The following is a 26,051-nucleotide window of genomic DNA, read 5'->3' on the forward strand; positions in this document are numbered from 1 at the left end:
ATCTCCAATTAAAAATCGTTGTAAATGAATGATCCCGTATTTGCTGTGTGGAATCCGTAAATAAAGAACAATAATAGCAAAATAAGTAAGTAAAAGCTTGTATATCCTATCCATTTTACAGACTTATTTTCTGATAGCTTCTTGAATAGCATATTGATAACCTCTTTTCTTTTGACACTTATAGAGACGCATGGATCATCAAAAGAGTTTCATATCAAACCATAAAATTTTTAAGAATTGCTAAAAAAATGTCGAACCTTGGAATGTCTCTTTTGAGCAAAGCTGTCTTATTGTAACAAAGATTTAATACATTTGAAATAAAATCCGAGCTTAAATTTGCCTTAAAATTGCTGAAAGCTGTCGAGCTAACTCAAAAGCCACCTAGTTTGATTAGATGGCTTTGATTTCAATTACTTCTTATATTTATTGACTTCGAACATGAGAATGTTTTTAAACACTACATAATCCTTTTTACTTTCAAATGGACCTTTGTTATTGTCATGCTCGTCAATTTCATAAAAACCTGGTCCTTCTCCTGCATCACGTTTTTTGTACCAGGATAGGAAGGCGTTGACTTCTTTCATTGAAAGGTCATACTCTTTCTGTAAGCCATTGACCATTGTGATGATGAGTAGTGCATCGCCGTCTTCATTTGTTGCATCGTCTTTAGGAGGTGTTGTTGGTTCTGTGTCTTTGTCACCAGGTGGTTCGGTTTCAGTGTTGTTTGGAAATTGCAGGTCTTTTAAAGATAAAGAGATGACAGATTTGTAGTTTTGATCTGCAATCTCTGTATAATTCAGATTATAATCTCGACCGCCAATAACGTATAAAGTATCGTCAATAATGACAGATGAAGCACCTATACGAGGATTGTGATAAGGTACATCTACACCTATAATTTCTTCTTTATTAGCATCATAAATATTTAATTTTCTAGTTGAAGAGGCAGGAAATACCATATTCCCTTTATAAGTAACGCCAGTTAAATAACCTGAAAGATTTCTTTTCTTAAATGACCAAACTCCTTTGTTTGTGTCATACTCAAAAACTTGGCGATTATCGTTCTGTCCAATTATATAAAACTTCTCTTTTAAAACTAAACCTGTCGCACCCTCTGTTTTTACATTTAGAGGAGCTTCTTCTTTCCATGTTTGACTGGTTAAATCATAACTAAAAAATTCTTTACCGCCTAGTACATAAATTTTATTTCCAATAACACCCGCTTGAACGTTATATGAGCCTTTTGATTTGCTAACAAAGGGAATATCAGGTAGTGTTTCCCATTCATCTTTTTTTGTATCATACACTTCGAACTTATTATAAGTAAAACCCGTATGTTTTCCAGCAAGGACATATATTTTTGAACCTACTACTACTGATGCTGCTCCTCCTCTTCCAGTAGGTATATCTTTCTTTTTAGTCCATTTGTTTACAGATGGATCATATTCTAACGTTTCTTTGTCGGCATTAAACCCACCAATTACATAAATTTTCCCATCTACAGCATTAGCTACAGCTCCCACTCTTGCTGTTGGCAAATCAGCTAATTGATTCCATTCATCCTTAGCTGCATGTACCATTTGAACTGACTGCGTGAATGAAAGGATTACTAGTAACATCATGACGATCCATTTTTTCAAAAATAACACTCCCTTTTCATTATCTTACTTCTTCATTATCGGAGCGTTTTTTTATTTTTATAGAATCATTGAATTTTTTAAAGAGAAATTAATAGAAAAAAGCATCGGAAAAGTGACTTACTATAGAGTCGCTTAAAATAATAGGTTTAATCAAAAAATGCCTAAGTCTATAATCAAAGAACAATAAAAACCCATGATTTCATGGGTTTCTCGTCATTTCATGATAAGAAAATCCGTCACAAGGTAAGCAGGTTTCCCTTTTTGATCTAGCCCCCAAAAGCTTGGATACATCCCGTCACTGATGACTGTTGTAAACATGGCAATGTCCACCTTGTCATAAAAACGGGTGACGAGCCAGTCCCATGTGTGCTTGTAGTTTTGTTCAAGCGCTTCTGCAAATTCCTCATAAAGATAGAAATCATTGTCCTCTTTATATCGTTTATCCTCATAAGCTTATAAATATATTGCTGCTTCCGCATCCATGAAACAACCCATTCCCGTATTCACACCGTAGCCGAATAACTCGTCTTCTTTCAACTGATTGAGTTCCTGCCCTGCTCTTGTGGCAAGCTCCCATTCTATTGCTTGCTCGTTTGTAAACTTGATCATTGCATAGGCGACGCGTTCGTCACCGCTTTCTAATCGTTTTACTACAAGTAAAATGGAATATTTCCCTAGAGTAACTTTCCTCGTAAAAGATTGATCACCTTCTGAATCAAAAGGATCACAGGCAACGATATGCCCGCTCGTGATCTCGATATGGCCTAGCTGTTTAGCAAATTATTGATCACCTTCAGGGCTGCTTGTTGTTTCTCCATTTTCATATAATAGGTGTTTTGGTTTGATATTATAAAAGAGATCATTCCTTTCATTGTTTTTCTGATTACCTTCTACTATACACTTTAGTTTTTTTAATTGAGGAAGAAGAATATTTAAAAAAGAGATATGATTCCCTTTTTAAGAGAGCTGTCGTTTTTATAAACGGCAGTTTGTGAAGCTTTAAAAGTTCCATAAAACAAAAATCCCTCAAATTCTCTCCAGCTTTTCAGTAAAAAAGCCCCTTCATCAAGCGAAGGGGCTGGCAATTAATTATTTTTCAATAAGAACTCACATACAGTTGGCTGAATATGCTGTCTTTGAAGGCTCATTAATAAGTATTTGGTTTCGATATCAGAAGAAAATATTTTCTCCTTATAATGATCAAATTCTTGTCTTGTTGGCACTTCATTTTTCAACGCTTCTTCAACAGAAATCCCAACCGCTTTCAATTTTTCATTTGTGGATGCTTTCTTGATTTCTAGAGACTCTTCTTCTCCATTTAAACGATTAGAGAAAATCCCCAAAATTTCAACGACAGCATCTACTTGCTCTTTCCTTAAATTATGATCCAAAGCAAACATGAAAAATGGATGGTCATCTCCGTCAATGATTGTCTTAAGTAAATAATTTTGATACTTGAGGAGTTCTATCTCTCTTTCTAAATTCATCGTGTCACTCCTTTGTTAATTATGCAATAATGAACATAATTGCCCAAGCAATTGTTCTTGCAGAAGATGCTGGTATCCCCAATTCAAAGATCAGGAAATCAATTAATCTTGCTTCAATACTGTTTGTAACACTGTCAAGAAAATCGGCAATTTGTTTGGAGTACTTTTTAACGTAATCTGCATTTTTCTTACTCAAAATTTCCAGAAGGTCTCCTAGAAGTTTGCCGCCATTCCTTAATGCATAGACTAAAGCGTCTTTTTTCAAACCTTTTGTACTTAGTGTAGGATCATTTACTACAGTATTATTAATTTTATTCGTTAATTCGTTTTGAACTGTAGCGTTTTGTAGAACGGTACTCTGCAATTCAACTTTAACTAGATTTTTTTCTTTTTTGTTCTCTGCTGCATACGTAGAAACTGGGGCTACAATTGAAAATAAAGTAGTCAATGCTAGTGTTCCTGCAATAATTTGTTTTTTCATTTAAAATTCTCCTTAAAAGCAGATGCATCCGCAAGAGTTTATTGGCCTATAAAGAACATTAACAAATACAGGAATTTTTTTATACACTTTTTCTTATTTTTGAATAAAATTGGTATTTAAATCCTTATTTATTTAACAAAAAATAATCTTTATGTCTCTTTTTGTTAAATTTAATAATCTATTATTCTTACTACTTTTTATCTCTCTCATAAGGTTTTATGTGTGATCAACAACCGGTTTCATTTCGTTTACCTTGTAACATACAAGAAAGGTGCTAAAATCGATCATGTTAAATCAACAAAAAGTCCTTCCATTATGGAAGTACTTTTTGTTACACATCAGTATATTTTAGATGTAGCTGTGATATATGTCTGTTATTACTTATATTTTTGATACATTAACTTTCATGGATTTATTTTATCTGCTCTTTGTTTCAATAACTATTACACATGCTTTCAAGATTATTTAAATCTAATCGTTTGTTCCAATCCTGTTTTAGCTCCACTATGTGATGAACCATGACAGCAGGGACGACACAATCTTGTTTTAAACGGCTTTGACAAAGGTAATTGTCTCGCATTAGAACAAGTTGTCTTGTCTGTTTGTTTATCTTGAACATGATTGTTGTAATACTTCGATTCCTGCTGCTTACCATCAGCATGAGTAGGACAATAACCATCGCTTGTTAACTCTCTGCACCCTCGCACCTTACACTCCCTCAACGGTTTAGGTGGCATTGGATTCACCAGCTCTCCTCTCATCTATCATCGCAAACAAAACAAAGGCATGTAGATGCCCCACTTTCTGTACAGCATTAAACTCCCTGTACTCCCGTTGATATGATGCTAGATAGGATCGAGCTGCTTCATAGGTCAGAATCTGGCTGACATGTAGGAGACTGTATATAGCTTGCCTATCCCTCACACCATAAGACCCAAGCATCCCTAACCCCCTGATGATCTCCCCATCCGCCCATTTGCATCCCCTTTTATTAAGGGCTTTAAGACCGTTATACAATTGGTCTGTCCTTATTGCGTGTCCAATTGCTGTGTTAATAATTAATTCCCTGAGTGAGTTGTCCACGTTGTGTCCCTCCCCAAAATAAAAAGCACCCCGAAGGATGCTACATCTTTATTTTCTTATTATGTATCTTGTCTAAAAAACTACCTTGAAAATAATTTAAGTTTGCCGAGTAGTATTTGAAACTTGATACCGCAATAAACACTATTACAAGTTGGATAACTAACATAATCATTACTGGTAGCGGATAATACAACTTACCATACTTAAACAGTGATGCTATCACTATAAACCCGACAGCTAAACAATGACTTACCAACACAGTACCCAAAGCATGAATTGTCGATAGCAGATACCTATACCTTTCAACGATATAGTTTCTTTTATCTTCTTTAAGTTTTAATAAACTTTCGTGCCATAAAACTTCAAAATAAAAATAATCGTTCATATTGTTATCTTTCCAATTTGCAGGTTCGGGAAAATCCTCCACCTGCTTAATTGCATTATCAAAAATCCTATTTTTATTAAATATCCAATTCGCTACAAAGTATAAATGATGAATTATATAACCCACTACCACTCCAAATATACTTAAAGAAATGAAAACTCCTATTAATTTTCCAAACTCATTTAAATTTATGTGGGCTGATATATATGCATAATCAGTGATTGCAAAGTAGGTCCCAATCCAAAAAATTAACATCCATCCAGGTATGCCCCATCTTATTAAATACTTTGTTTCAAAGCTCACTCTATCAATCTCCAATCTTACCAACAAACAAGTAATCAAATCTATCTAAAAAGTTTTTCAAATAAAGAAAATTTACTTTTTTTAACTTTGTTTTTTTTGCTGTTTTCTTCGCTAGATTGTTCCAAAATGACTTCCTCTAACAACCCTCTATAAATACGAAATTTAAACGATTTCTTCCGTCTTCTTTCTGTGTTATGATACCATCCAAACCATAAGACGGCTTGCATCAATAAAAGAATCAAAAATACTGAAAATAAAGGCACCTTAGGTTCTCTTATCATTAAATTTGTTCCACAGGTCATTACCGTAAAAATTATAGAATAAAGGATTGGAGTAAACTTAGAATCTTCTTTTAAAATATCTAAATTATAATCTAAAATTTTTATAAGCTGTTCTATTTGAACTCTTGTGAGTTTGACCGCTTTAATTCTTTGTTTGAAATCTATATGATCCTGAAAATTTGCCCGTTTTTCATAAGGACATCCAAAACTTTCAAGATATTCTAGCACATTATCTATTTGATAAAACTTTTTTTGCTCTTTTACCTTTTTTTTGCATTTCAAGAATTTAAGGATCACTTTAGTAACTCCTTCTGATGTTTGACTAGGATAATTTAGTATTTTTTTTGCTGATTCTGAATTTATGTCTATCGAAACATCCCTGTAAATAAATTCTATATTTACTTTTTTACCTCCTGCCTCTTTATTAATTCTTTTCCATTCTGCTTTTAAGATCACTTGTTGAACATACTCAAACTGTTTAAATGTATCAAAAAATTCATACTTAGTAGGTGTAGAAGTAAGTTGTTCAATACATATTTCCATACGTTCAAATAAAATTTGATGTGGTTTCTCTCTAGGATTTAATAATAATTGGATATAACTTTGGGTCTTTTGCATAGTAGCAACTATTTCACTAAATTCATCAGATTTGTATATTTCATTTGCAGGGATTTTAGTTTTCAAACGCATTATCTGATAAATACAACCATTAAATTCAGCAAATGCATTTCTCAACCTATTAAGCCATTCTGCTCTCTCTTTAGTTATTGTGCTGATAATCATACTTTTTCGATTATTCTTAGAAGAGTTTTTAATAGAAAGATACACACCGAGTAAAGCTATTAACGAAGCCGAAATTAGAGCAAAAGGCTCTGGGTACTCAACAAAAAATTCAGTTATGAAATTCCATAAACCACTAATGATAAACAAATTGTTCCCCTCCTAAAATATATTTCGGAGTTTAAACAATTTTATTTAATCGCATGCAAATTTTGTCGAACGAAAAGCGACCTCCACAGTGGAAGCCGCTTTCAAATTATCACCTAATACCATCATAACCGTTCTCAGACAAAATGCTTTGCCAAGATCGTGCCAAAAGTGTGCCATTATCATGCCATAAAATAAGCAGCTAACAAAATGCTTATTTCATTTTTTTCACACTAACATCAGTGACATTATTTAATTGAATAAGATAATCTACTTCCAAATATTTATCAAAATGCTCAAACCAACCTCTATCAGAAGTAATATCGCTTAAAAGTTTTTCTTTGCTCTCAGCTTTCACTGTTAGAGTTCTTGTGTTTTCTTTATCAAAAGTAAAAACAACTCGGAATTTTTTCAATATAGTTCACTCCCTATCTTTAAACCGAGAAATGTGGTGAATTGTATTCTATTTACTAACTTTATCGAAAAAAGGGAGCGCTCTCAGAAGCCACTCCTCTCAAAAACTGAAGACATAAAGCTATGCACAATGTTTAATTCACTTAAAATTGTTCAACTGTTCTGTAAGTATAGAGATATCATTTTCTGTCTTTTCAAGAATGACAGACTGCATTTCTAACAAAAAATTTATGCCATTCATGGCATTTTCAAATTGTCCTTCTAGTATTAAGTGGCTCCATGAAGAAGGTTCTGAATCCATATAGGACTCTCCTGGTTTCATTAATGTTACTTTTTTGAAACCAGGATCATAAACAAAAACACGATTTGTATCACTCTCTATTCCTAATACAGGTCCAAGAGATGTATTAAAAGTAAAGTTAGGATGTGCAAATTTTAATTGACTAGTTTTATACCAATTAATTATTTCTTCAAACTCTTTAATTTTACTCTTAAGTTTTTTTAATTGTTTTTTTCTCAACTCTTTTATAGATTCAATATTAGTATCTACTTTTTCTCTTACATCTTCTAGTTCTGATAATAACTTTTTTGTATCCATTTAACCATCCTCTCATTAGATTAAATTCATAATACCACATTTATCCACACAATCCACCAATTAACCATATCTATTATTGTGTCTAACTCAGGGAATCGTTGAATCCTTTGTCCCTCTTGCTTTTCAGCCAATTCTTTAAAATGAGTTGGACATTTTCTCATTATGGTTAGTTGATGAAAAAGAGCGCAAAAAAGACCCACCTGCCATTTAAACAGATGAGCCTATAAGCCAAAGTCGTCCATTGTTCTATCCATTGTGTCCTGTGTGATCCCGATATATCTCAATGTAATATCTGGACTTGAGTGGTTGAATATTTCTTGCAGCAAGGCTACGTCCTTGAATTTCTTATAATGCCAGTAGCCGAACGTTTTTCGTAGCGTATGAGTTCCTATACTATCAAGCCCCACATACTCCGCTGCCTCTCTCAATATATTGTATGCACTGCTGCGGCTGATAGGTTTGTTTAGCCCCTCCCTGCTTCTAAATACATACTCTTGATCATCATGATCTTTAATATATTGATCTAGTGCTTTCCGAAGCGTCTTGTTTATCTTGATTCTTTTTTCTTTGCCTGTCTTCTTCTCCCTCAAAGACACATATTGTTTCTTAACGTCTTTGACACGTAATTGAAGAAGATCAGATATTCTCAAGCCTAAATTGATTTTGGCCACAAAAAGCAGCAGGTTTCGTTTGTTCCGCTCTTTAAGATATTTTTTAATGTAGTGATCTAGGATTAAGGAAAAGAGTGTGATAGTTGACATAATACATTATATTACTTATTTTCGAACGCGTTCAAATATCTAGAAATACCAACCTACTCATGAAAGCTTACTGAAACCCTTCAAATAACTCCTTCACAAGTTTATTCATTATTAATACTTGGATTAGCAGTAAACAACATAGATATTAAAAGGGAATAAGTACATTTGGAGGGAATTCAATGACACAAGAATCTGATGAGCGTAAGTTGCAACAAATCAAACAAATGCAACAGATGTTTTTAGAGAAAATGAAAACTCAGCCTTATCCCATGTACCCTAATTACGGAAAAATCACACGCTATGAAGAAATCCCAATTAATTTACCTGAACAACGTCAACTACGTCATCCTGGTGTAGAAGGTTTAATGGTACCACTTCCAATTATTGAAAATACAAATTACAAAGGGAGTGGTAAGTTAGCGGGAAAAGTTGCTCTTATTACAGGAGGGGATAGTGGTATTGGTGCAGCCGTAGCCATTGCCTTCGCAAAGGAAAGTGCTGACGTTGCGATTGCATACTTAGATGAACACGAAGATGCTAATAGAACAAAAGCAAGAATCGAAGAACTCGGGCAACGTTGTTTATTGATGCCAGGAGACTTGCGAGATAAAAGGCAATGTATCACCATTGTAGAGAAAACAGTAAAAACCTTCGGGCGTCTAGACGTTCTATGTAACCACGTTGGTATCCAATTTCAACAACCAAGCCTTCTTGACATTACAGACGAACAATTCGATGACACCTTTAAAGTCAACATATACTCACATTTTTACACAACCAGAGCAGCGCTTCCTTACTTAAAACCAGGCAGTTCTATTATCGGTACTTCTTCAGTCGTAACGTATGTAGGTGAGCAACAAATGATTGATTATACAGCCACAAAAGGTGCAATTGTTGGTTGGACACGTGCTTTGGCTAAAAATGTTATAAAACAAGGAATTCGTGTAAACGCCGTTGCTCCAGGTCGAATCTGGACGCCACTTATTGCAGCAAGCTTCTCGTCAGACCAAGTGGCTGTATATGGAGCGTTTAACCCAATGGAACGAGTTGCCCATCCATTTGAACTCGCACCAACATTTGTTTATCTAGCTTCTGATGATTCACGTTTTGTTACAGGTCAAGTGCTGCATGTTGACGGCGGGGAATCCACCCATTCCTAATATAAGGAGGTCATTGGATTGAGATATGAATTTAATCCAGAAGTAGAGTTATTACTTGTGAATCATTCAATGAAAAAAGTTACTATGGTTTATATGGAGCATTCATGGCCAATGTCTGAAATTGGACGTAGACCGCCTTATTATTGCTACCCAAATTATGAACTGAATTATCCAATCATTTAAATAAATCGCAGTTATTTAGGAACGTTTAGGGCATACAAAAATGGATACAACTATGTCAATTTACGCTCATGTCATTGAAGAAGCTGATCAGAAATCAACCACTCATTTTGATAGCTTCTTTGATACAAAAACAGGGAACGGAAATCCTTAAAAATAAATCCGCTCCCAAAACCCTGTTTTGGAGCGAGTTACGAACTTAAGTTCCAAAGAACAAAAAGCCTGAAACCCTTTATTAATAAAGGGTTTCAGGCTTTTAACTTAGTACGTCCCAGGAGAGATTCGAACTCCCGACCGACGGCTTAGAAGGCCGTTGCTCTATCCTGCTGAGCTACTGGGACATGTTGTTATGTAGTGTACTTTGGTATATTACCTCAGCGACAAGATTTATTATATTACTATTGTTCTTTAAAGTCAACGGTTTTTCGAAAGTTTTTTCATAAGGGGCAAATGCTGCACCCTTATGAAATACCTTCCAATGTGACAGTGTTTTCGAGGTCTGATATGACCTGACCTTCGTCCGTGAAAAACTGTACGTTTGCTTCGCTTCCATCTAGTGTCAGTATAGCATAGCTGCGCTCTTTTCGCACTCTTGGCAGGTGTACGCTGCCTGGGTTAATGAGGAGTTTTCCTCTTAGCAGTTCACTGCCCGGGATGTGCGAGTGGCCAAAGCAGATAATGTCTGCGCCTAGCTCTTCTGCACGGTAGTAGACTTGAAGTAAGGATTGTTTGATGCCATGCAGATGTCCGTGAGTGAGAAATAGTTTTCCGCCTCCATCGAGTGGGAGCAGGAGCTCTTCTTCAAAATCGCCCATAAAGTCACAATTTCCTTTGACGACTTTGTATCCTTCGAGTGCTGGGTGGTTCGTTTCGAGTTCTGAATCTCCGCAGTGGATCATCATGTCGACTTCAGCCGCATGCCGTTTGGCAATGGTTTGAAGTTCGTCTGTGAGTCCATGACTGTCACTAATAATGAGTATCTTCATGGCTTCATTCCCCCTTATTCATTTGCGTCTAGCAGTGATGAAAGCTTTTGAAGCGCAACCGCTCGATGGCTGATCTTGTTTTTCTCCTCTGGTGATAACTCGGCCATCGTCTGGTCTTTGTCTTTGACGATGAAAATTGGGTCGTATCCGAAGCCATTTTCGCCGATTGGCTTTTCTGCGATGAAGCCTTCTACTGATCCTTCTACCGTTTTTGTTTCTTTTCCCGGTATGCTGACAGCAAGGGCACATCTGAATCTGGCTGTGCGGTCTTCTTTTTCAATGCCTTGAAGTTCGCTCAGCACTTTTTCCACATTCTCCGCATCATCTTTATGCTCACCTGCGTATCTCGCTGAATACACGCCAGGTTTCCCGCCTAGATAATCAATCGACAGACCGGAATCGTCTGCAATGACCATTTCACCTGCTTTGGCTTGAATAGCCTCCGCTTTGATGATGGCATTTTCTTCGAAGGTTTGTCCTGTTTCTTCAATCTCTTCAGTAAAGCCAATGTCTGCTAGTGTTTTGACCGTGAATCCTTTTGGCTCAAGAATGGCTTTGAATTCTTTCGCTTTGCCCGCATTGTGCGTTGCAATGATGGCTGTTTTCATCCTGATCAAACCCTTCTCTTTATTCGATGACTTCTCCTGTTACTGCTTTTTGCTTTTCGATTAATTCTTTGATGCCCTTTTCGGCTAAATCAAGCAGTCCATTTAGCTGTTCTCTTGAGAATGTCGCTTCTTCACCTGTTCCTTGAAGTTCAACAAAGCGTCCAGCGCCTGTCATGATGACATTCATATCTACTTCAGCAGAAGAATCTTCTTCATAGTTTAAATCTAACAGAAGACCTTGCTGAGAATCAATTCCGACGGATATCGCCGCTAAATAATCAGTAATCGGGTTTTCTTTGATGACTCCTTCAGCTCGCAGCTTTTGAATCGCGAGTGTCATGGCAACAAAAGCACCTGTGATGGACGCTGTGCGTGTACCGCCGTCTGCTTGAATGACATCACAATCAATCCAAATCGTGCGTTCGCCAAGCTTTTCTAAGTCAACGACTGCGCGGAGTGCTCGTCCAATTAAACGCTGAATCTCCATCGTACGTCCTGTGACTTTTCCTTTAGATGATTCTCTTATCGTTCTTTGTGCGGTTGCTCTTGGAAGCATGCTATATTCTGCTGTAATCCAGCCTTTTCCTTCTCCTCTTAAAAAAGGAGGTACGCGGTCTTCGATCGATGCGTTACAAATCACCTTCGTATTTCCCGCTGAGATTAAGACAGAGCCTTCTGGGTGCGTGATGTAGCCTGCCTCTATTTCAATTTTTCTCAATTCGTCATATTGTCTTTCATCTAATCTCATGTTTTACCTCCGTTACGATATACATTCCGCGCGTATGCCAGCGGGGTTCTCCTACTAACTTTGACAACCTCGGCTTGTTCTAACCGCTTGGAATAAAAAAGAGGCAGCGAATATGCATGCCTCTTTTTCTCCATTATATCAATGTGTGACGTTAAAAACTACCTGTATTCACTTGTTCTGGTCGTGAAACCGGCTTTGTAAGCTCTGCGCCTTTTTCGTTCACAAGCTCAGCCTTGCCGTTGACCATAACAGATACGCTTTTGACGTCCGGCAGCTCGGTTAATGTGAGCACAATGCTATTAAGAACTTTTTGTGAAATCACCTTTTTCTTTTCATCCGCACTGCCAAAAATAGATTCGTTGAAATCAAGTGTCACATGTCCATCTTTTACTTTTGGTACATCATTCAGCTTCACATCTTGATCAAAGTCTGTAAGAAGATGGCTTTTTTTGCTTGGTCCAGAGACGAGCTCATCAATTGCTGCTGTAATCGGATCATCCTCGTCTTTTGGTGCTCTTGTGGTGACCGGAACATAGTAGGTCTGTTCATCAGATTCAGCTAAATAGTAGACAGTTACAGGCTTTGTTGAAGTCATATCAGCTGCAGCCTCGTGCTGGATATTAATCCCGTCTTCTCTGCTTAAATCATCTGAGATAGGTGTACCGTTCACAGGCATTTCTTTTAGTTCATGTCCATTCATCTTCAATTTGACTTTGGCTATGGAATCAAACTGTGTTAACGTCCAAGTAACAGATTGCAGGATTCGCTGTTCGTCTTCTTTTTTATAGTTTTTAAATTCATTTGAAAAATCCACAATCGCCGTTCCATCTTTAATATCGACAGATACGCTCGTGTCCGCAGGTAACACTGCTCTGAATCCGTTCGGCATTAAGTTAGAAATAGGTCCCCCGTCCACGAGATATTCAAGGGTTTGTTTGGCACTTCCTTCATTTTTCGGCAGCGGAATGGATTGAGATACGACATACCCGTTTTTATCAATTAAATATAATTCTCTCATGACTGTATCAGCCTGCTTCTCTTCTTTTCCTTCTTTGGCTGTTTGTTTGTCTTCTTTATTTTCTTTCACATATGTGACGTTTTGTGGTGGATCAATCTCTGTTTTCGCTTGGTCTGTTTGAAACAATCCGCATCCTGACAAAAGCATGGCTGACGCGATACACGTAACAGCTGCTGTAGATCCTTTTTTCAGCATACTTCACCCTCCTCTAGTAGTTTGTACTACTATGTATACGAGCTCCATCAGAGGATTAGACCCTTTTCATAAAAAAATAACCCGCTTCAAGTAGAAGGGGTTATTGCTGGTAGATGTGTTCAAGTGACACGGTTTCGACCTTTCCTGGCAGGTAGCCAAACCAGTCACGAGCGATGTTTTGGAAATTTTGCTGCTGTCCTGTTGTGTAAAATGTATGGACAGGTGCTTCTTTAGAGGTATTTAACAGCCCTTTATATGAAAGAATCGTACTCGCTTCTCTCGCTGTCTCATCCCCTGATGAAATGATGTTTACTTCACTGCCCATAAAGCGCTGAATCGGCTCTTTTAAAATCGGATAGTGTGTGCAGCCCAGAATAAGTGTATCAATCCCTGTTTCTTTCATTGGTTCAAGGGAGTCTTTCACCACTGCCTCTGCTGTCTGATCTAAAAACGTACCGCTTTCCACAAATGGGACAAGGAGCGGACACGCCAGGCTTTGAACCGTTAGACCTGCTTTTAGTGACAGCAGCGCTTCTTTGTATGCCTCGCTTTTGATCGTATTGACTGTGCCAATAACGCCAATATGCTGATTGTTTGTCACCTTGATCGCTGTACGGGCGCCGGGCTGAATGACACCAATGACCGGAATATCAAGCGTTGCTTTGATTTCGTCCAGTGCGATCGCTGTTGCTGTGTTGCACGCAATGACGAGCATTTTAATATGGTGGTGTTTTAATAAGTAGTGCGCCATTTCCCAAGTATATTGAAGAACTTCTTCTTCTTTACGCGGGCCATATGGACATCGTTTTGTATCGCCTACATAAATGATGTTTTCTTTTGGCAGTTGTCTCATGATTTCCTTTGCAACGGTTAAACCGCCGACGCCGGAATCAATGACGCCGATTGGTTGATCCAACAAAATCGCCTCATTTTCTTTTCATTTGCTGCTGTAGTTTCGTTAAGGATTGGTTGAAAACGATGGCTTCTTCTTCTGAGAAAGCCCCTAGAAGTTCACTGACGTATTCTTGGCGTTTAGCAATCACTTCTTGAATGATCCTCTCGCCTTCAGGCAATAAATGAATGCGAACCACGCGGCGGTCAGATGGATCTTTCACCCGTTCGACAAGTTCACTTTTTTCCATTCTATCAATTAAATCAGTGGTTGTGCTGCAAGCCAAATACATCTTTTGTGACAGCTCACCTATTGTCATATCTCCGAATTCATAGAGCCACTGAAGCCCGATGAATTGTGGAGGTGTAATTGTATATTGATTCAGGATTTCTCTGCCTTTTTGCTTAATAATTGCAGCAATGTGGCGCAATGATTTTTCAATCTCTGCAACATGGCCAGACTCATTCGTTTCCATTTTATTGATACCTCACTATAGCATCTCACTTTGATTAAAACGTACATGTCTATTTTCCTCGTTTTTCAAAGAAAATGCAAGAAGAGAGTCATGGAAACCATATAGAAATAACCGGTTCCTTCCCGATATGGAAGGAAAACCGGCTGACTTTAGAGCTCTAGCTCACCCATACGCAGAAGCTCGACTACGGCCTGTGAACGGCCTTTGACTCCTAGCTTTTGCATGGCATTCGAAATATGATTTCGAACAGTCTTTTCGCTAATAAAAAGCTCGCTTGCAATTTCTTTTGTTGTTTTATCTTGGACGAGCAATTCGAATACTTCTCTTTCTCTTTTGGTTAATAGCGGCTTGGATTGAAACTCTTTCTCCTTCAAGTATTGTAACCCTCCTTGCTAAGGTGAGAGCTCTAGTCTCTATAGAATGGGATTCTGTATAGTCGAGATATCATATGCCGGGTGCCTGAGGTAGGTGACGTTAAAATCAAGAAATCCCGCATATCAGCGTCCAATTTACTGCGCTTTCAGCCACGCAAAAAAGGACGAGTCTCCTCACCGAGACATCGTCCTTTTTTACGTGGTATTTAAAAGATTGTAATGGCGCCTGTTAACAATGCAATAAGTGTTGTAAAAAGGGCAGTTAACACGGTCCATAGGAGTGCGTATTTTTGCAAATCACCAATATCTTTGTTCAGCATACCAACAAGCAGCAGCGTTGAAGCCACAAGTGGGCTCAGTAAGTGGACAGGCTGTCCTATGATAGAAGCACGTGCAATCTCCACCGGATCAATCCCGTAAGCTGCGCCGGCTTCAGCCAAGATCGGCAGCACCCCGAAATAGTAAGCATCATTTGAAAGAATAAATGTAAATGGCATACTCGTCAAAGCAACAATCAGCGGGAAAAATGAGCTGTAGGAATCTGGAATCATGTAAATGACCAAATGGGCAATGGCCTCAACCATCTTTGTTCCTGAGAAGATCCCTGTGAAAATTCCTGCTGCAAATACAAGTGTGATAACCGTTAATGCGTTTCCTGCATGCGATAAAATTCGCTCACGCTGATCTTCAACCTTTGGATAGTTAATCATGAGAGCGATGACAAATCCAATTAAGAAAAGTACAGGAATTGGGATGATATCCATGACTAGTGTGACCATGACAGCAATTGTAAGGAAGAAGTTAATCCAAATCAGATTCGGCCTTTTGATATCGGCTACTCCATCCTCAATTGACGCAGCCAATTCAGGAGAAATGGACGGCTCTTCTTTGTACTGAATTTCTGCAATCCCAATTCGTTTTCTTTCTTTTTTTCCAAGTACGTAAGCAGTAAAAAGTATAAAAAGACCGCCTCCAACCATCGTTGGGAGTAATGGAATGAAAAATTCGCCTGCATCTAATCCAAGCGCCGCGATAGCACGAGTAGCCGGACCGCCCCATGGCGTCATTCCGCTCATAATTCCTAATGATAATAATGAAATTGTTCCTAAAATTAATGGGTTCATCCCAATTCTTAAGAAAAGTGGCAGCATAGCTGATACGGTAATCATATACGTTGTTGTTCCGTCACCATCTAATGCAACAAGCATAGACAAAATCGCTACCCCAAAAGCAATTTTGACAGGATCACCTTTTACAATACGTAGAATGAGTTTAATCAGAGGATCAAACAATCCAGCATCCAGCATGACACCGAAGAATAAAATCGCAAATAACAATAAAGCAGCTGATGGTGCAACAGTTTTCAGTCCATCAAGCATCATGTCCCCTAATCCTTTGTTAAAGCCACCGATCAATGCAAATATGATAGGTACAACGGTTAGAGCCACCACCGGATGCATACGTTTAGTCATAATGAGAAATGTAAATGTCAAGACCATCAAGATCCCTAAAATAGCTAGCACTTTATATCCCTCCATCCTCTTCTTTACATGATCTGCAAGCGCCCCCTTGCACTTGCGATCTATATGTTAGCGCTTTCTATTTCAAGGATATAATAGCTTTTTTTATAATGAAAATATCGATTTTTTCGTATATTCAATAAATTTCTTTTATAATCAACCTTGCTGATTTCTTAAAAACTCAATGAACGCTTTCACAACAGACAAATGAAGTGAGTCTGGCTGGTACATGAGCCATGTATCTCTTAAAACAGGCTGTCCATCTTTATACGAAAGACCTTTTACAAATAACTCATCACTTGGTCTGAGGCAAATTTCTGGGACAATGGCATAGCCTAAACCATGCTTCACCATCTCTTTTGATGTATCCTGACGGTCTGTCTCCATCGTGACAAGCGGAGGCATTGTGAATGTTTCCTGCCACCATCTGTTAATCAGCCGTTTCAATGAACTGTCTGTATGATAGTCAATGAGCGGCAGATTCGGGAGATCCTTTAGCTGGATTTCTGATTTTGAAATGATGCAAAGACGCTCTTTATCGAGCAAAAAACGCTCTCCATTCCAGTCATAATCGCCTCTTAAAATCCCTAAATGCACACTTGATGTTCCTAATAAATCCATTACCTTTGTGCTCCAGCCTGTGTTGACCATAAATTGAACATGTGGATACTGCTTAGAAAATTCTTTTAATATTTCTGGCAGTTTATACTGGGCAAAGTTACTTGAGACCCCTAACCGGATCGTCCCTTTGACCTTTTTTTGCATATTGAGCATGCCATCTTTTGTTTGCTGCAGCTGTTTGAGCATGTCATTTGCATATTTAGCCAAGTATTCGCCCTCTGATGTAAATTCAATTCCTCGTTTTCTTTTAAAGAAAAGCTTCATATCAAACTCCTCTTCAAGCTGTTTCAAACGATAGCTTAAGGCAGGCTGAGAGACAAATAATTTTTCTGCCGCTTTTGTGATGTTCTTTTCTTCATAAAGTACCTTTAAAAACCGCCAATCTTTTTCATCCATTGTTTGTCCTCCTTTTTTACTAATTATAAAATAATTTTATTGATTTCTCTTAAAATAATGTATTTAACTTATTTCTTATTATACTTTACCATTTTGGTTAGATAAACAGTTTATTAAAAATTGAGGGTGAGAGTAATGAGAAAAGTTCCAATCACAATCATGCGAGGCGGTACAAGCAAAGGGGTATTCATTCACGCGAACAATGCACCATATGAACACGATGAGCTCGAAGCATTTCTATTAGACATTATGGGCAGCCCTGATCGGCTGCAGGTCGATGGAATCGGCGGCGGTAATTCTTTAACAAGCAAAGTGGCGATCATCGATAAAGCCACACGCCCGGATGTGGATGTGAACTATACATTTGCACAAGTCAGCATTAATGAGAGATATGTCGACTTTAAAGGAAACTGCGGGAACATCTCATCAGCCGTTGGGCCGTATGCGATCATTAAAGGACTTGTTCAAGCGGTTGAGCCCATTACGACTGTACGTATCCTCAATACCAATACAAATAAAGTCATTACGGCAGAGGTCGAGGTCGAAAATGGAGAAGTAAAATTTGAAGGACAGGCAGAAATTCCAGGCGTAAAAGGAACTGGTTCTCCCATTTATTTATCCTTTGAGAAACCTGAAGGCGCTGTCACAGGTAAAACCTTTCCAACTGGAAACAAAATTGATACGATTCAAACAAAGTTTGGCGAGATTCCAATCTCGATCGTTGACATTGCAAACCCAATTGCCTTTATTCGCGCGAAAGATATTCAATTAAAAGGAACTGAATTGCCTGAAGAGTTTACAGACGAATTACTGGACGATTTAGAAGAAATTCGTTCCCTTGCTGCTGAAATGTGTCATTTTGCACCAAAAGAAATGGCCACATTACAGTCTCCAGCTGTTCCAAAGCTTGCGCTCATTAGTGAGCCTACTGATTATGTAGATACAAATGGAATCTTGAGACGAGCAGAAGATATGGACATTATCGTTCGTATGCTATCGATGCAACGACCGCACCAAGCACTTGCCATTACCGGCTCTGTCTGCGTGACAGCCAGCTGTTTCTTAGATGAAACGCTTCCTTCTCAGCTGTTTCAAGGAAAAGATGACACCCTTCGTATTGGGCATCCTGCTGGTATTATGCAAACTGAAATTGACATCTCTGAAAACAGAGTCAAAGTTATTCGAACCGCAAGAGAAATTCTAGACGGAGTTGTCTTCACAAAACAAGATTATGTGATTCAGCCTCAGATTAAAAGAGAAGCTTAAAGCAGACGAGAACATCGTCTGCTCAGATTGTTGACAAAGGGCTAAAATGATCTTGATTTTAGCCCTTTGTCTTCTTTTCAGCGTGATAGAAAACCTTTGCAGTCTAGGAAGGACGAGCACCGGAGCGGAGCGAATGTGACATTCGTGAGCACCGGAGCGCAGACCTGACACCGAATGCGAGGGTTTGTCTACACGCTGAGCAGACGATGCTCTCGTCTGCTTTTTTTAATGCTGTAGCGGTGCATCTATATCTCCGGCAGAATGAGCTTTTATCTGCCCTTTCTCATCTTTTAGCTGAAGATGACCGTTGTGGTTGACCCCGCAGCAAATACCCTCTTCCCATGTTTGTTTTTCACGGTCTAACGAAATCCGCAGCGGTTTATGAAGACGATATAACCGTTTGTTGTAGAGGGCAGTGAGTGCTTCAAACCCTTCATTCTTCCAGCGTGTATGATATTTTTCAAAAGCGGCTGCAAGTTCCTTCACAAGCTGATCCGATTTCACCTCTGTAAGCTCTGATAGGCAAATGGTTTTGTACGGAACATGCTCTGGCTTTGTCTTCACATTAATGCCAACCCCGATATAAATAGCGGTACGGTCCGCTTCAATCAATGTGCCTGATACCTTTGCTTCATTGATAAGAATATCATTTGGCCATTTAATCGCCAGCTGATCCTCAGCCCTTATGAGAGGTTTAAGTACATCGTAGATCGCTAGTGCCGTCAGCGGAGCAATCGTTGACTGGGTGGAGAGTTCTTCTGGCGGTAAAACTGTCATGGTCACAGCGACATTTCCTGCAGGCGTTTCCCACGGCCTGCCTAGCCTGCCTCTTCCTGCTGTCTGCTGATGTGCATAGACAGCAAATGAAGGTTTTTCTCCTTGCTGAATGAGCCTTTTCGCTTCATTATTTGTACTATCAATGGTGTCATATTGAAAAATCTTCATGTGTTCTCCTTTTGTTTCTTCTTGATATGGTCTTTTTATTATAACAAAATGAAGCTTACACGTTGACGAGGCTGCATACTACCCATTTCGCTGAGCTTGAAATGTCTCTTTTTCTTCCTCTGTAAATGGGACGGGAGCGCCTGTTTCTTTATTAATTTGGACCATGGTGACTGAGCCTGTAAAACATGGTTCCTGCTGCTCGTTTTCTCCTAAGTAATGAAGGATAAGTGAGCTTGACCCGACTTTTTCCGGCTTTACATACACACGAAGCCGCTCCCCTATCTCAACCTGTTTGATGTAATCACATTGCAGGTTTGCCACGACTGTAATCGTCTCTTTCACACGTTTCATTCGTTTATCCACAATTCCTGTTTTTTGAAAAAAGGCAATCCGTGCTTCTTCAAAATACACAAATGGGGTGACATTGTTCATATGGCCAAACATATCCGTTTCTGAAAAACGGACAGTCGTTTCGACATAAAATCGAAAGGATGCCCTCCACTCTTCAAACGGTTCCTCAATATATGACGGAAGTCTCACTTTATCATCTCCTTATTCATCAATAAACGCCTCTCCCATATTGGAAGAGGCGTTTATTCTGTGTTCCACCCAGCCTCTTTGTAAACACTCATCATGATTGGCAAAGAGGACTGAATGTGATGTTATTCTGCGTGATCGCTTCCGAAGAAGTTACGGAAAGCTTGTAATGTTGTATCTCGGTTAAGTGCTGCAATTGACGTTGTCAGCGGGATTCCTTTCGGACAAGCCTGCACACAGTTTTGAGAGTTCCCGCAGTTCGCAAGACCGCCGTCACCCATAATTTCTTCTAGACGGTCAGACTTATTCATCGCACCTGTCGGGTGTGCGTTAAATAGACGTACTTGTGAAAGCGGTGCAGGGCCCATAAAGGAAGACTTATCATTCACGTTTGGACAAGCTTCAAGGCAGACACCACATGTCATACATTTAGAAAGCTCATACGCCCATTGACGTTTTTTCTCAGGCATTCTTGGTCCAGGTCCAAGATCATATGTGCCATCGATCGGCACCCATGCTTTTACTTTTTTCAAGGAGTTGAACATACGGCTTCTATCAACCTGCAAGTCTCTCACGACTGGGAATGTCTTCATCGGCTGAAGACGGATCGGCTGATCCAACTGATCAATTAGTGCTGTACATGACTGGCGCGGTTTTCCATTAATGACCATAGAGCAAGCTCCGCACACCTCTTCAAGACAGTTCATATCCCAGTTGATCGCCGTTGTTTTTTCACCTTGTTTATTAACCGGGTTACGTCTAATTTCCATGAGTGCAGAAATGACGTTCATATTCGGACGGTAAGGGATTTCGAATTCCTCATCATAAGACTTTCCATCTGCTGTATCTTGACGTGTGATTATGAAATGAATTGTGTTTTTTTCACTCATCTTATTTCTCCACCTTTTTCTTCGAGTAATCTCGTTTACGAGGTGCAATTAACGATACATCGACGTCCTCATAGTGGAATGCAGGCTTTTGATTTTTCCCTTTGAACGTAGCCATCGTTGTTTTAAGGAATTCTTCATCGTTTCTTTCTGGGAATTCCGGTTTATAGTGTGCGCCTCGGCTTTCATTCCGGTTATATGCCCCGATCGTAATGACTCTTGCCAGCTGAAGCATGTTGTCAAGCTGACGCGTGAAGGCAGCGCCTTGGTTGCTCCATGATGCGGTATCGTTGATGTTGATCTTCTTGTAGCGCTCCATTAGTTCTTCGATCTTCTGATCTGTTTTTAAGAGTTTGTCATTGTAACGAACCACTGTAACGTTATCCGTCATCCATTCTCCAAGCTCTTTATGAAGCACGTATGCATTTTCTGTTCCGTCCATGCTGAGGATGTTGTCCCATTTCTCCTGCTCTTTCTTCACAGCGCTGTCAAATGTTGCAGAAGATAGGTCTTCCGCAGATTTCTCAAGACCGCTAATATACTTCACTGCATTTGGTCCAGCGACCATTCCGCCGTAAATCGCAGAAAGAAGTGAGTTTGCACCAAGTCTGTTTCCGCCGTGCATCGAGTAATCACATTCTCCGGCAGCGAACAGACCTTTGATATTCGTCATTTGATCATAATCGACCCATAATCCGCCCATTGAGTAATGAACAGCAGGGAAGATTTTCATCGGAAGCTTACGCGGGTCATCACCCATGAATTTTTCATAAATTTCAATGATTCCACCAAGCTTAATATCAAGCTCTTTTGGATCTTTATGAGAAAGATCGAGATATACCATGTTCTCTCCGTTGATGCCAAGCTTTTGCTCGACACATACGTCAAAGATTTCACGCGTTGCGATGTCACGCGGTACAAGGTTCCCGTATGCTGGGTATTTTTCTTCAAGGAAGTACCAAGGCTTCCCGTCTTTATATGTCCAAACTCGTCCGCCCTCACCACGAGCTGATTCACTCATGAGACGAAGCTTGTCATCTCCTGGAATCGCTGTTGGGTGAATTTGAATGAATTCTCCATTTGCATAATGCGCACCTTGCTGATAAACGATAGATGCAGCAGACCCAGTGTTAATCATGGAGTTCGTTGATTTACCGAACACGATTCCAGGACCGCCTGTTGCCATGATGACTGCATCTGAACGGAAGGATTGAATTTCCATTGTCGTTAAGTTCTGCGCGACAATCCCGCGGCATACTTCCTCGTCATCTAAAACAGCGCCAAGGAATTCCCAGCCTTCATATTTTGTGACAAGCCCTGCTACTTCATAGCGGCGAACCTGCTCATCCAGTGCGTATAATAGCTGCTGGCCTGTTGTAGCTCCAGCAAACGCTGTACGGTGGTGCTGTGTTCCCCCGAAGCGGCGGAAGTCCAATAATCCCTCTGGTGTTCTATTAAACATAACACCCATACGATCAAGTAAGTGGATAATGGACGGCGCTGCTTCACACATTGCCTTTACTGGCGGCTGGTTGGCTAAGAAATCTCCGCCGTATACCGTGTCATCAAAATGCTCATAAGGTGAATCCCCTTCACCTTTTGTATTGACCGCTCCGTTGATTCCGCCCTGTGCACATACAGAATGCGAACGTTTCACAGGTACGATTGAAAATAGTTGAACAGCTGTTCCCGCTTCTGCTGCTTTAATAGTTGCCATGAGACCAGCTAAGCCGCCTCCGACAACGATGATGCTAGAATTACTCATTGTAGCCCCTCTCCCTCTTCTACTAATCTATTTCCTCTTAAACAAAAGCGAAAATTGCTCTTAGCCCTACATATGAAAGCGCTATAAATATACCTAATGTCACATATGTGGAGATTCGTTGTGAGCGTGGTGAAACGGTAATTCCCCAGCTGACAGCAAATGACCACAAGCCATTAGCAAAGTGGAAAATAGTAGATAAAACGCCGACAATATAGAAGCCTAGCATAAATGGAGAGCTTAAAATATTCGCCATCATGTCATAGTTAACTTCAGCTCCAAGCTGAGCTTGAATGCGCGTTTCCCATACGTGCCAAGTGACAAAAATCAATGTGATAATACCTGAAATCCTTTGCAGTCTGAACAGCCAGTTTCTTAAGTAACTGAAGCGAGACGTGTTGTTTTGTGCCGTAAAGGCTATGTACACCCCATAAACAGCATGATAGATCAGTGGTAAGAAAATCACGAACAGCTCAAGTGCATATCTGAAAGGAAGCTGTTCCATAAAGTGTGCAGCTTTGTTAAACGCCTCTGGTCCATCCGTCGCAAAGTGGTTAATCACTAAGTGCTGTACTAAAAATAGACCGACCGGAATGACGCCAAGCAAAGAATGCAATCTCCGATAAAAAAATTCTTTGTTCCCCGACATTACTTTACCCCCTAGTAAAAAAAGTGCAATTGCTTGAAAATTGTCTTACCCCCGCTTCTTTCAATTGTAAGCACTTTATTCAAATTTATTGACAATTTCATTTTACTCCTATGTCAAAAAAGCGTCAAGAAACCGCGTACATAAATTAAAATTTTCCGAAATTTAAAAGTTTTAAATCAAAATTCGTTTTACTACAATAAGAATTTCTTAGACTTCAGGGAAAACTCTGTCATCATATGCCCACATAAGCTATAATAAATTGTTGAAAGAGGGGAGCCGTACAATGAATAAATTCGAATCTAACTTAGAACAGCTAAAAGAAATTGAAGTCAATGGATTTGCCTACGAGCTGATACGCGAAGTTCTGCTGCCTGATATTCTTGGTCAGGACCATTCATCTATGATGTATTTTGCGGGTAAACTGCTTGCTCGTAAATTTCCTCAAGAGTCATGGGAAAAGATCCCCGAATTTTTCCATGATGCCGGATGGGGGACTCTCACAATGGTCCATTCGAAAAAACAGGAAATTGAGTTTGAGCTCGAAGGTCCACTAGTATCCAATCGACTCACCTATCAAAAGGAGCCATGCTTTCAGATGGAAGCGGGTTTTATTGCTGAACAAATTCAGCTTCTAAATGAGCACGTGGCTGAATCCTATGAACAAGTGAAAAAGCGTGCTGAGAAAGTCATTTTAACCGTTAAATGGGATTTAAGAGACCCTAGCTAATCCTCTTGGTAAAAGGCGCGGACTTCAGGTCACGCCTTTTTTATATGCCTACATCTATCATAGCATACTTAATGAATGGGTTTACGTCCGTTTCAGCCGATTCCATATAGAAAAAAGAGGCGATCCTCTTTCATGAGATCACCTCTTTACCTTTTTAAGAGTGAGCAGCTGCGCTCACCTTTGATAAATCAAACGCATCATGCAGCGCTTCAACCGCTTTGACCATATCATCACGGCCGACCACTGTTGAGACTTTGATTTCAGACGTACTGACCATTTTCACTTGAATGTCTTTTTGCGCTAACACAGCGAACATTTCAGCAGCTACGCCTGGATTTGAGACCATTCCAGATCCCACAATGGATACTTTCGCTAATTTGCTTTCTGTCTCAATCTGCTCGTAGCCAAGCGCCCCTTTATATTCTTCTAATACTTCAACTGTTTTGGACAAATCATCCGTTTTCACAGAGAAAGAGATCGACGTCTGATTGGTGCTTGTGACAGACTGAATGATGATATCAACATTGATATTCTGTTTCGCAAGCGTCGTAAAAATGGTCGATAATGTTGTGAGACCGCTTGAAAGCCCGCATACTGTCACACGTGTAATCTGATCTTCAAACGCAATGCCTCTGACGACTAAATTTTGTTCCATGGATGATTCCTCCTCAATTAACGTACCCGATTCATTTTCAATACTAGAACGGACTTCTAGCGGGACTTGATAATTTTTCGCAAATTCAACCGCTCTTGGATGCAGGACCCCAGCTCCTAAATTAGCCAGCTCAAGCATCTCATCGTATGAAATACCTGCAAGTTTCCGCGCAGATGGTACATAACGCGGATCTGTCGTAAACACTCCTGGTACATCTGTGTAAATATCACATTTATCAGCTTTTAGTGCGGCAGCCAGTGCCACAGCAGTCGTATCTGATCCTCCGCGTCCAAGTGTTGTGATATGTAAGTCATCTGCAATTCCTTGGAAGCCTGCCACAACTACGACTTTCCCCGCACTTAATTCCTCTTTTATTCTTGCTTCATCAATGTCCACGATTCTTGCATTTCCGTGTACATGCTCTGTTTTCATACCAGCCTGCCAGCCTGTGAAGGAAATGGCATCATAGCCTCTTGCTTGGAGCGCCATCGCTAATAATGAAATGGTCACCTGTTCACCAGTTGCGAGCAGCATATCCATTTCTCTTTTGCTTGGATCGTCTGTAAGTTCTTTCGCTAGGTCTACTAGAACATCTGTTGATTTACCCATCGCTGATACAACCACAACCACATCATGTCCTGCCTCGCGTTCAGCGATCACTCTCTTTGCGGCATTGCGAATTTTTTCTGTTGACCCAACGGAAGTTCCGCCAAATTTTTGTACAATTAGTCCCATGTCTACCACCCTTTTTCAAAAGTTCACGTGTGAGAGAAGAGGCTGCTTTGGAGACTGTCCGCTCACTGCAAATAAAAAAGCAATGAGAGAACAAATCTCCCATTGCTTTAAAATCATCATTAAACGATGCAAACAATGAGATAGCCCTCCAAGAAATGAATTCTTGACAGCCCTACATTTCTTCAATGTACAGCCAGCGAATAAAATGAGTGGATTTTATTCACTTCGGCGACGCTCCCCTTTCAGCCCTCTTCTTAGATCCCATCGATCTCCGAAGGCTTACTCTTGAAGTTCGCACCTCTATCTTCAACAAACAACACGTTCATTTATTAAATTAGTCACATCTTAACAGACT

At 39.6% G+C, this 26,051-nt stretch carries 28 protein-coding genes, 1 tRNA gene, 2 pseudogenes and 1 riboswitch; of the genes and pseudogenes, 3 read left to right on the plus strand and 28 right to left on the minus strand.

Translation table 11 applies throughout. The annotated features are described in order from the left end of the window. Positions 1 to 8 precede the first annotated feature (8 nt). The 12 genes and pseudogenes from NSQ72_RS12480 to NSQ72_RS12535 form a co-directional block, all read right to left on the minus strand. Positions 9 to 158, minus strand: coding sequence for a teichoic acid D-Ala incorporation-associated protein DltX (locus tag NSQ72_RS12480; RefSeq protein ID WP_024427820.1), 150 nt, complete (start codon positions 156 to 158; stop codon positions 9 to 11). A gap of 252 nt (positions 159 to 410) precedes the next feature. Next, a complete protein-coding gene (locus NSQ72_RS12485; protein WP_251180559.1) occupies positions 411 to 1,640 on the minus strand; it encodes a Kelch repeat-containing protein in 1,230 nt (409 codons plus the stop codon). A 213-nt stretch (positions 1,641 to 1,853) separates the two neighbouring features. Beyond that, a pseudogene (locus tag NSQ72_RS12490) lies at positions 1,854 to 2,399 on the minus strand (DUF4241 domain-containing protein). A gap of 326 nt (positions 2,400 to 2,725) precedes the next feature. Next, positions 2,726 to 3,127 carry a DUF1878 family protein gene (locus NSQ72_RS12495; RefSeq protein ID WP_144494540.1) on the minus strand — a complete coding sequence of 134 codons (402 nt, stop codon included), beginning with the start codon at positions 3,125 to 3,127 and terminating at the stop codon, positions 2,726 to 2,728. A gap of 19 nt (positions 3,128 to 3,146) precedes the next feature. Next, positions 3,147 to 3,608 (minus strand): hypothetical protein, encoded by a 462-nt coding sequence (locus NSQ72_RS12500; RefSeq protein WP_075611730.1) that lies wholly within the window; start codon positions 3,606 to 3,608, stop codon positions 3,147 to 3,149. A gap of 433 nt (positions 3,609 to 4,041) precedes the next feature. Continuing rightward, positions 4,042 to 4,345 (minus strand): annotated as a pseudogene (locus tag NSQ72_RS12505) (HNH endonuclease). Beyond that, complete coding sequence (locus NSQ72_RS12510; RefSeq protein WP_251180560.1) at positions 4,335 to 4,691, minus strand: hypothetical protein; 357 nt, start codon at positions 4,689 to 4,691, stop codon at positions 4,335 to 4,337. Before NSQ72_RS12510 ends, NSQ72_RS12505 begins: the two are co-directional and overlap by 11 nt. A 40-nt stretch (positions 4,692 to 4,731) precedes the next feature. Beyond that, positions 4,732 to 5,379: a hypothetical protein gene (locus tag NSQ72_RS12515; RefSeq protein WP_251180561.1), complete on the minus strand. Its 648-nt coding sequence runs from the start codon at positions 5,377 to 5,379 to the stop codon at positions 4,732 to 4,734. Positions 5,380 to 5,420: 41 nt separating this feature from the next. After that, entirely contained in the window at positions 5,421 to 6,590 is a 1,170-nt protein-coding gene (locus tag NSQ72_RS12520; protein ID WP_251180562.1) for a hypothetical protein, read from the minus strand. Between the two features lie 211 nt (positions 6,591 to 6,801). Further along, positions 6,802 to 7,002, minus strand: coding sequence for a hypothetical protein (locus NSQ72_RS12525; protein ID WP_251180563.1), 201 nt, complete (start codon positions 7,000 to 7,002; stop codon positions 6,802 to 6,804). 138 nt (positions 7,003 to 7,140) lie between these two features. Next, positions 7,141 to 7,599, minus strand: coding sequence for a hypothetical protein (locus NSQ72_RS12530; protein WP_251180564.1), 459 nt, complete (start codon positions 7,597 to 7,599; stop codon positions 7,141 to 7,143). A gap of 221 nt (positions 7,600 to 7,820) precedes the next feature. Beyond that, the gene (locus NSQ72_RS12535; RefSeq protein WP_251180565.1) at positions 7,821 to 8,360 is read right to left on the minus strand and encodes a site-specific integrase; all 540 of its coding nucleotides are present in this window, start codon (positions 8,358 to 8,360) and stop codon (positions 7,821 to 7,823) included. A gap of 179 nt (positions 8,361 to 8,539) precedes the next feature. On the opposite strand from NSQ72_RS12535, the gene NSQ72_RS12540 reads away from it, so the two are divergent. Beyond that, a complete protein-coding gene (locus NSQ72_RS12540) occupies positions 8,540 to 9,520 on the plus strand; it encodes an SDR family oxidoreductase (RefSeq protein ID WP_251180566.1) in 981 nt (326 codons plus the stop codon). A gap of 447 nt (positions 9,521 to 9,967) precedes the next feature. Here the strand turns inward: NSQ72_RS12540 and NSQ72_RS12545 are convergent. The 10 genes from NSQ72_RS12545 to NSQ72_RS12590 form a co-directional block, all read right to left on the minus strand. Beyond that, positions 9,968 to 10,041 (minus strand) — tRNA-Arg (locus tag NSQ72_RS12545). A gap of 120 nt (positions 10,042 to 10,161) precedes the next feature. Continuing rightward, the gene (locus tag NSQ72_RS12550; protein ID WP_041086507.1) at positions 10,162 to 10,686 is read right to left on the minus strand and encodes a YfcE family phosphodiesterase; all 525 of its coding nucleotides are present in this window, start codon (positions 10,684 to 10,686) and stop codon (positions 10,162 to 10,164) included. Positions 10,687 to 10,700: 14 nt separating this feature from the next. Next, entirely contained in the window at positions 10,701 to 11,303 is a 603-nt protein-coding gene (locus NSQ72_RS12555) for an XTP/dITP diphosphatase (RefSeq protein ID WP_162860205.1), read from the minus strand. 10 nt (positions 11,304 to 11,313) lie between these two features. After that, positions 11,314 to 12,042, minus strand: a complete 729-nt coding sequence (gene rph, locus NSQ72_RS12560) for a ribonuclease PH (protein ID WP_024427165.1) — start codon at positions 12,040 to 12,042, stop codon at positions 11,314 to 11,316. A 151-nt stretch (positions 12,043 to 12,193) separates the two neighbouring features. Then, a complete protein-coding gene (locus NSQ72_RS12565) occupies positions 12,194 to 13,255 on the minus strand; it encodes a GerMN domain-containing protein (RefSeq protein ID WP_341084171.1) in 1,062 nt (353 codons plus the stop codon). Between the two features lie 100 nt (positions 13,256 to 13,355). Then, a complete protein-coding gene (gene racE, locus NSQ72_RS12570) occupies positions 13,356 to 14,174 on the minus strand; it encodes a glutamate racemase (RefSeq protein WP_099663515.1) in 819 nt (272 codons plus the stop codon). 7 nt (positions 14,175 to 14,181) lie between these two features. Beyond that, positions 14,182 to 14,622, minus strand: coding sequence for a MarR family winged helix-turn-helix transcriptional regulator (locus NSQ72_RS12575; protein WP_024423206.1), 441 nt, complete (start codon positions 14,620 to 14,622; stop codon positions 14,182 to 14,184). A gap of 149 nt (positions 14,623 to 14,771) precedes the next feature. Further along, positions 14,772 to 14,996, minus strand: coding sequence for a spore germination transcription factor GerE (gerE, locus tag NSQ72_RS12580; protein WP_003184172.1), 225 nt, complete (start codon positions 14,994 to 14,996; stop codon positions 14,772 to 14,774). A gap of 206 nt (positions 14,997 to 15,202) precedes the next feature. Beyond that, the gene (locus NSQ72_RS12585; protein WP_047202680.1) at positions 15,203 to 16,519 is read right to left on the minus strand and encodes a CitMHS family transporter; all 1,317 of its coding nucleotides are present in this window, start codon (positions 16,517 to 16,519) and stop codon (positions 15,203 to 15,205) included. Between the two features lie 153 nt (positions 16,520 to 16,672). Continuing rightward, positions 16,673 to 17,533: a LysR family transcriptional regulator gene (locus NSQ72_RS12590; RefSeq protein WP_024423208.1), complete on the minus strand. Its 861-nt coding sequence runs from the start codon at positions 17,531 to 17,533 to the stop codon at positions 16,673 to 16,675. Positions 17,534 to 17,668: 135 nt separating this feature from the next. On the opposite strand from NSQ72_RS12590, the gene NSQ72_RS12595 reads away from it, so the two are divergent. Continuing rightward, on the plus strand, positions 17,669 to 18,799 hold the full coding sequence (locus NSQ72_RS12595; RefSeq protein ID WP_039180474.1) for a 2-methylaconitate cis-trans isomerase PrpF family protein: 1,131 nt from the start codon (positions 17,669 to 17,671) through the stop codon (positions 18,797 to 18,799). Positions 18,800 to 19,024: 225 nt separating this feature from the next. On the opposite strand, the gene NSQ72_RS12600 is transcribed toward NSQ72_RS12595, so the two are convergent. The 5 genes from NSQ72_RS12600 to NSQ72_RS12620 form a co-directional block, all read right to left on the minus strand. Continuing rightward, on the minus strand, positions 19,025 to 19,744 hold the full coding sequence (locus NSQ72_RS12600; RefSeq protein ID WP_224929098.1) for a biotin--[acetyl-CoA-carboxylase] ligase: 720 nt from the start codon (positions 19,742 to 19,744) through the stop codon (positions 19,025 to 19,027). Between the two features lie 78 nt (positions 19,745 to 19,822). Then, positions 19,823 to 20,284 (minus strand): acyl-CoA thioesterase, encoded by a 462-nt coding sequence (locus NSQ72_RS12605; RefSeq protein WP_039180479.1) that lies wholly within the window; start codon positions 20,282 to 20,284, stop codon positions 19,823 to 19,825. A 122-nt stretch (positions 20,285 to 20,406) separates the two neighbouring features. Next, complete coding sequence (gene sdhB / locus NSQ72_RS12610; protein WP_024427169.1) at positions 20,407 to 21,171, minus strand: succinate dehydrogenase iron-sulfur subunit; 765 nt, start codon at positions 21,169 to 21,171, stop codon at positions 20,407 to 20,409. A gap of 1 nt (position 21,172) precedes the next feature. Continuing rightward, entirely contained in the window at positions 21,173 to 22,933 is a 1,761-nt protein-coding gene (gene sdhA / locus NSQ72_RS12615) for a succinate dehydrogenase flavoprotein subunit (RefSeq protein WP_039180483.1), read from the minus strand. Positions 22,934 to 22,970: 37 nt separating this feature from the next. After that, positions 22,971 to 23,579 (minus strand): succinate dehydrogenase cytochrome b558 subunit, encoded by a 609-nt coding sequence (locus NSQ72_RS12620; RefSeq protein WP_058838308.1) that lies wholly within the window; start codon positions 23,577 to 23,579, stop codon positions 22,971 to 22,973. A 283-nt stretch (positions 23,580 to 23,862) separates the two neighbouring features. Here NSQ72_RS12620 and NSQ72_RS12625 point away from each other — a divergent pair, with 283 nt between their 5' ends. Continuing rightward, positions 23,863 to 24,306, plus strand: coding sequence for a YslB family protein (locus tag NSQ72_RS12625; protein WP_024423214.1), 444 nt, complete (start codon positions 23,863 to 23,865; stop codon positions 24,304 to 24,306). Positions 24,307 to 24,460: 154 nt separating this feature from the next. Here NSQ72_RS12625 and NSQ72_RS12630 read toward each other — a convergent pair whose 3' ends face one another. Further along, complete coding sequence (locus NSQ72_RS12630; RefSeq protein WP_059374744.1) at positions 24,461 to 25,696, minus strand: aspartate kinase; 1,236 nt, start codon at positions 25,694 to 25,696, stop codon at positions 24,461 to 24,463. Positions 25,697 to 25,829: 133 nt separating this feature from the next. After that, positions 25,830 to 26,007, minus strand: a riboswitch (Lysine riboswitch). Positions 26,008 to 26,051 lie beyond the last annotated feature (44 nt).

Source organism: Bacillus sp. FSL R5-0659 (genome assembly GCF_038008785.1).
In the GTDB taxonomy this organism is placed as follows: Bacteria; Bacillota; Bacilli; order Bacillales; family Bacillaceae; genus Bacillus; species Bacillus safensis.

Excerpts from the sequence above, each read along its gene's own strand:
- NSQ72_RS12550 (WP_041086507.1), bottom strand. The coding sequence starts at position 10,686 with ATGAAGATACTCATTATTAGTGACAGTCATGGACTCACAGACGAACTT.
- NSQ72_RS12535 (WP_251180565.1), bottom strand. The coding sequence starts at position 8,360 with ATGTCAACTATCACACTCTTTTCCTTAATCCTAGATCACTACATTAAA.
- NSQ72_RS12600 (WP_224929098.1), bottom strand. The coding sequence starts at position 19,744 with ATGAAGATTTTTCAATATGACACCATTGATAGTACAAATAATGAAGCG.
- rph (WP_024427165.1), bottom strand. The coding sequence starts at position 12,042 with ATGAGATTAGATGAAAGACAATATGACGAATTGAGAAAAATTGAAATA.
- NSQ72_RS12630 (WP_059374744.1), bottom strand. The coding sequence starts at position 25,696 with ATGGGACTAATTGTACAAAAATTTGGCGGAACTTCCGTTGGGTCAACA.
- NSQ72_RS12625 (WP_024423214.1), top strand. The coding sequence starts at position 23,863 with ATGAATAAATTCGAATCTAACTTAGAACAGCTAAAAGAAATTGAAGTC.
- NSQ72_RS12575 (WP_024423206.1), bottom strand. The coding sequence starts at position 14,622 with ATGGAAACGAATGAGTCTGGCCATGTTGCAGAGATTGAAAAATCATTG.
- sdhB (WP_024427169.1), bottom strand. The coding sequence starts at position 21,171 with ATGAGTGAAAAAAACACAATTCATTTCATAATCACACGTCAAGATACA.
- NSQ72_RS12595 (WP_039180474.1), top strand. The coding sequence starts at position 17,669 with ATGAGAAAAGTTCCAATCACAATCATGCGAGGCGGTACAAGCAAAGGG.
- NSQ72_RS12500 (WP_075611730.1), bottom strand. The coding sequence starts at position 3,608 with ATGAAAAAACAAATTATTGCAGGAACACTAGCATTGACTACTTTATTT.
- NSQ72_RS12590 (WP_024423208.1), bottom strand. The coding sequence starts at position 17,533 with ATGGATGAAAAAGATTGGCGGTTTTTAAAGGTACTTTATGAAGAAAAG.
- NSQ72_RS12565 (WP_341084171.1), bottom strand. The coding sequence starts at position 13,255 with ATGCTGAAAAAAGGATCTACAGCAGCTGTTACGTGTATCGCGTCAGCC.
- NSQ72_RS12620 (WP_058838308.1), bottom strand. The coding sequence starts at position 23,579 with ATGTCGGGGAACAAAGAATTTTTTTATCGGAGATTGCATTCTTTGCTT.
- NSQ72_RS12540 (WP_251180566.1), top strand. The coding sequence starts at position 8,540 with ATGACACAAGAATCTGATGAGCGTAAGTTGCAACAAATCAAACAAATG.
- NSQ72_RS12530 (WP_251180564.1), bottom strand. The coding sequence starts at position 7,599 with ATGGATACAAAAAAGTTATTATCAGAACTAGAAGATGTAAGAGAAAAA.
- NSQ72_RS12495 (WP_144494540.1), bottom strand. The coding sequence starts at position 3,127 with ATGAATTTAGAAAGAGAGATAGAACTCCTCAAGTATCAAAATTATTTA.
- sdhA (WP_039180483.1), bottom strand. The coding sequence starts at position 22,933 with ATGAGTAATTCTAGCATCATCGTTGTCGGAGGCGGCTTAGCTGGTCTC.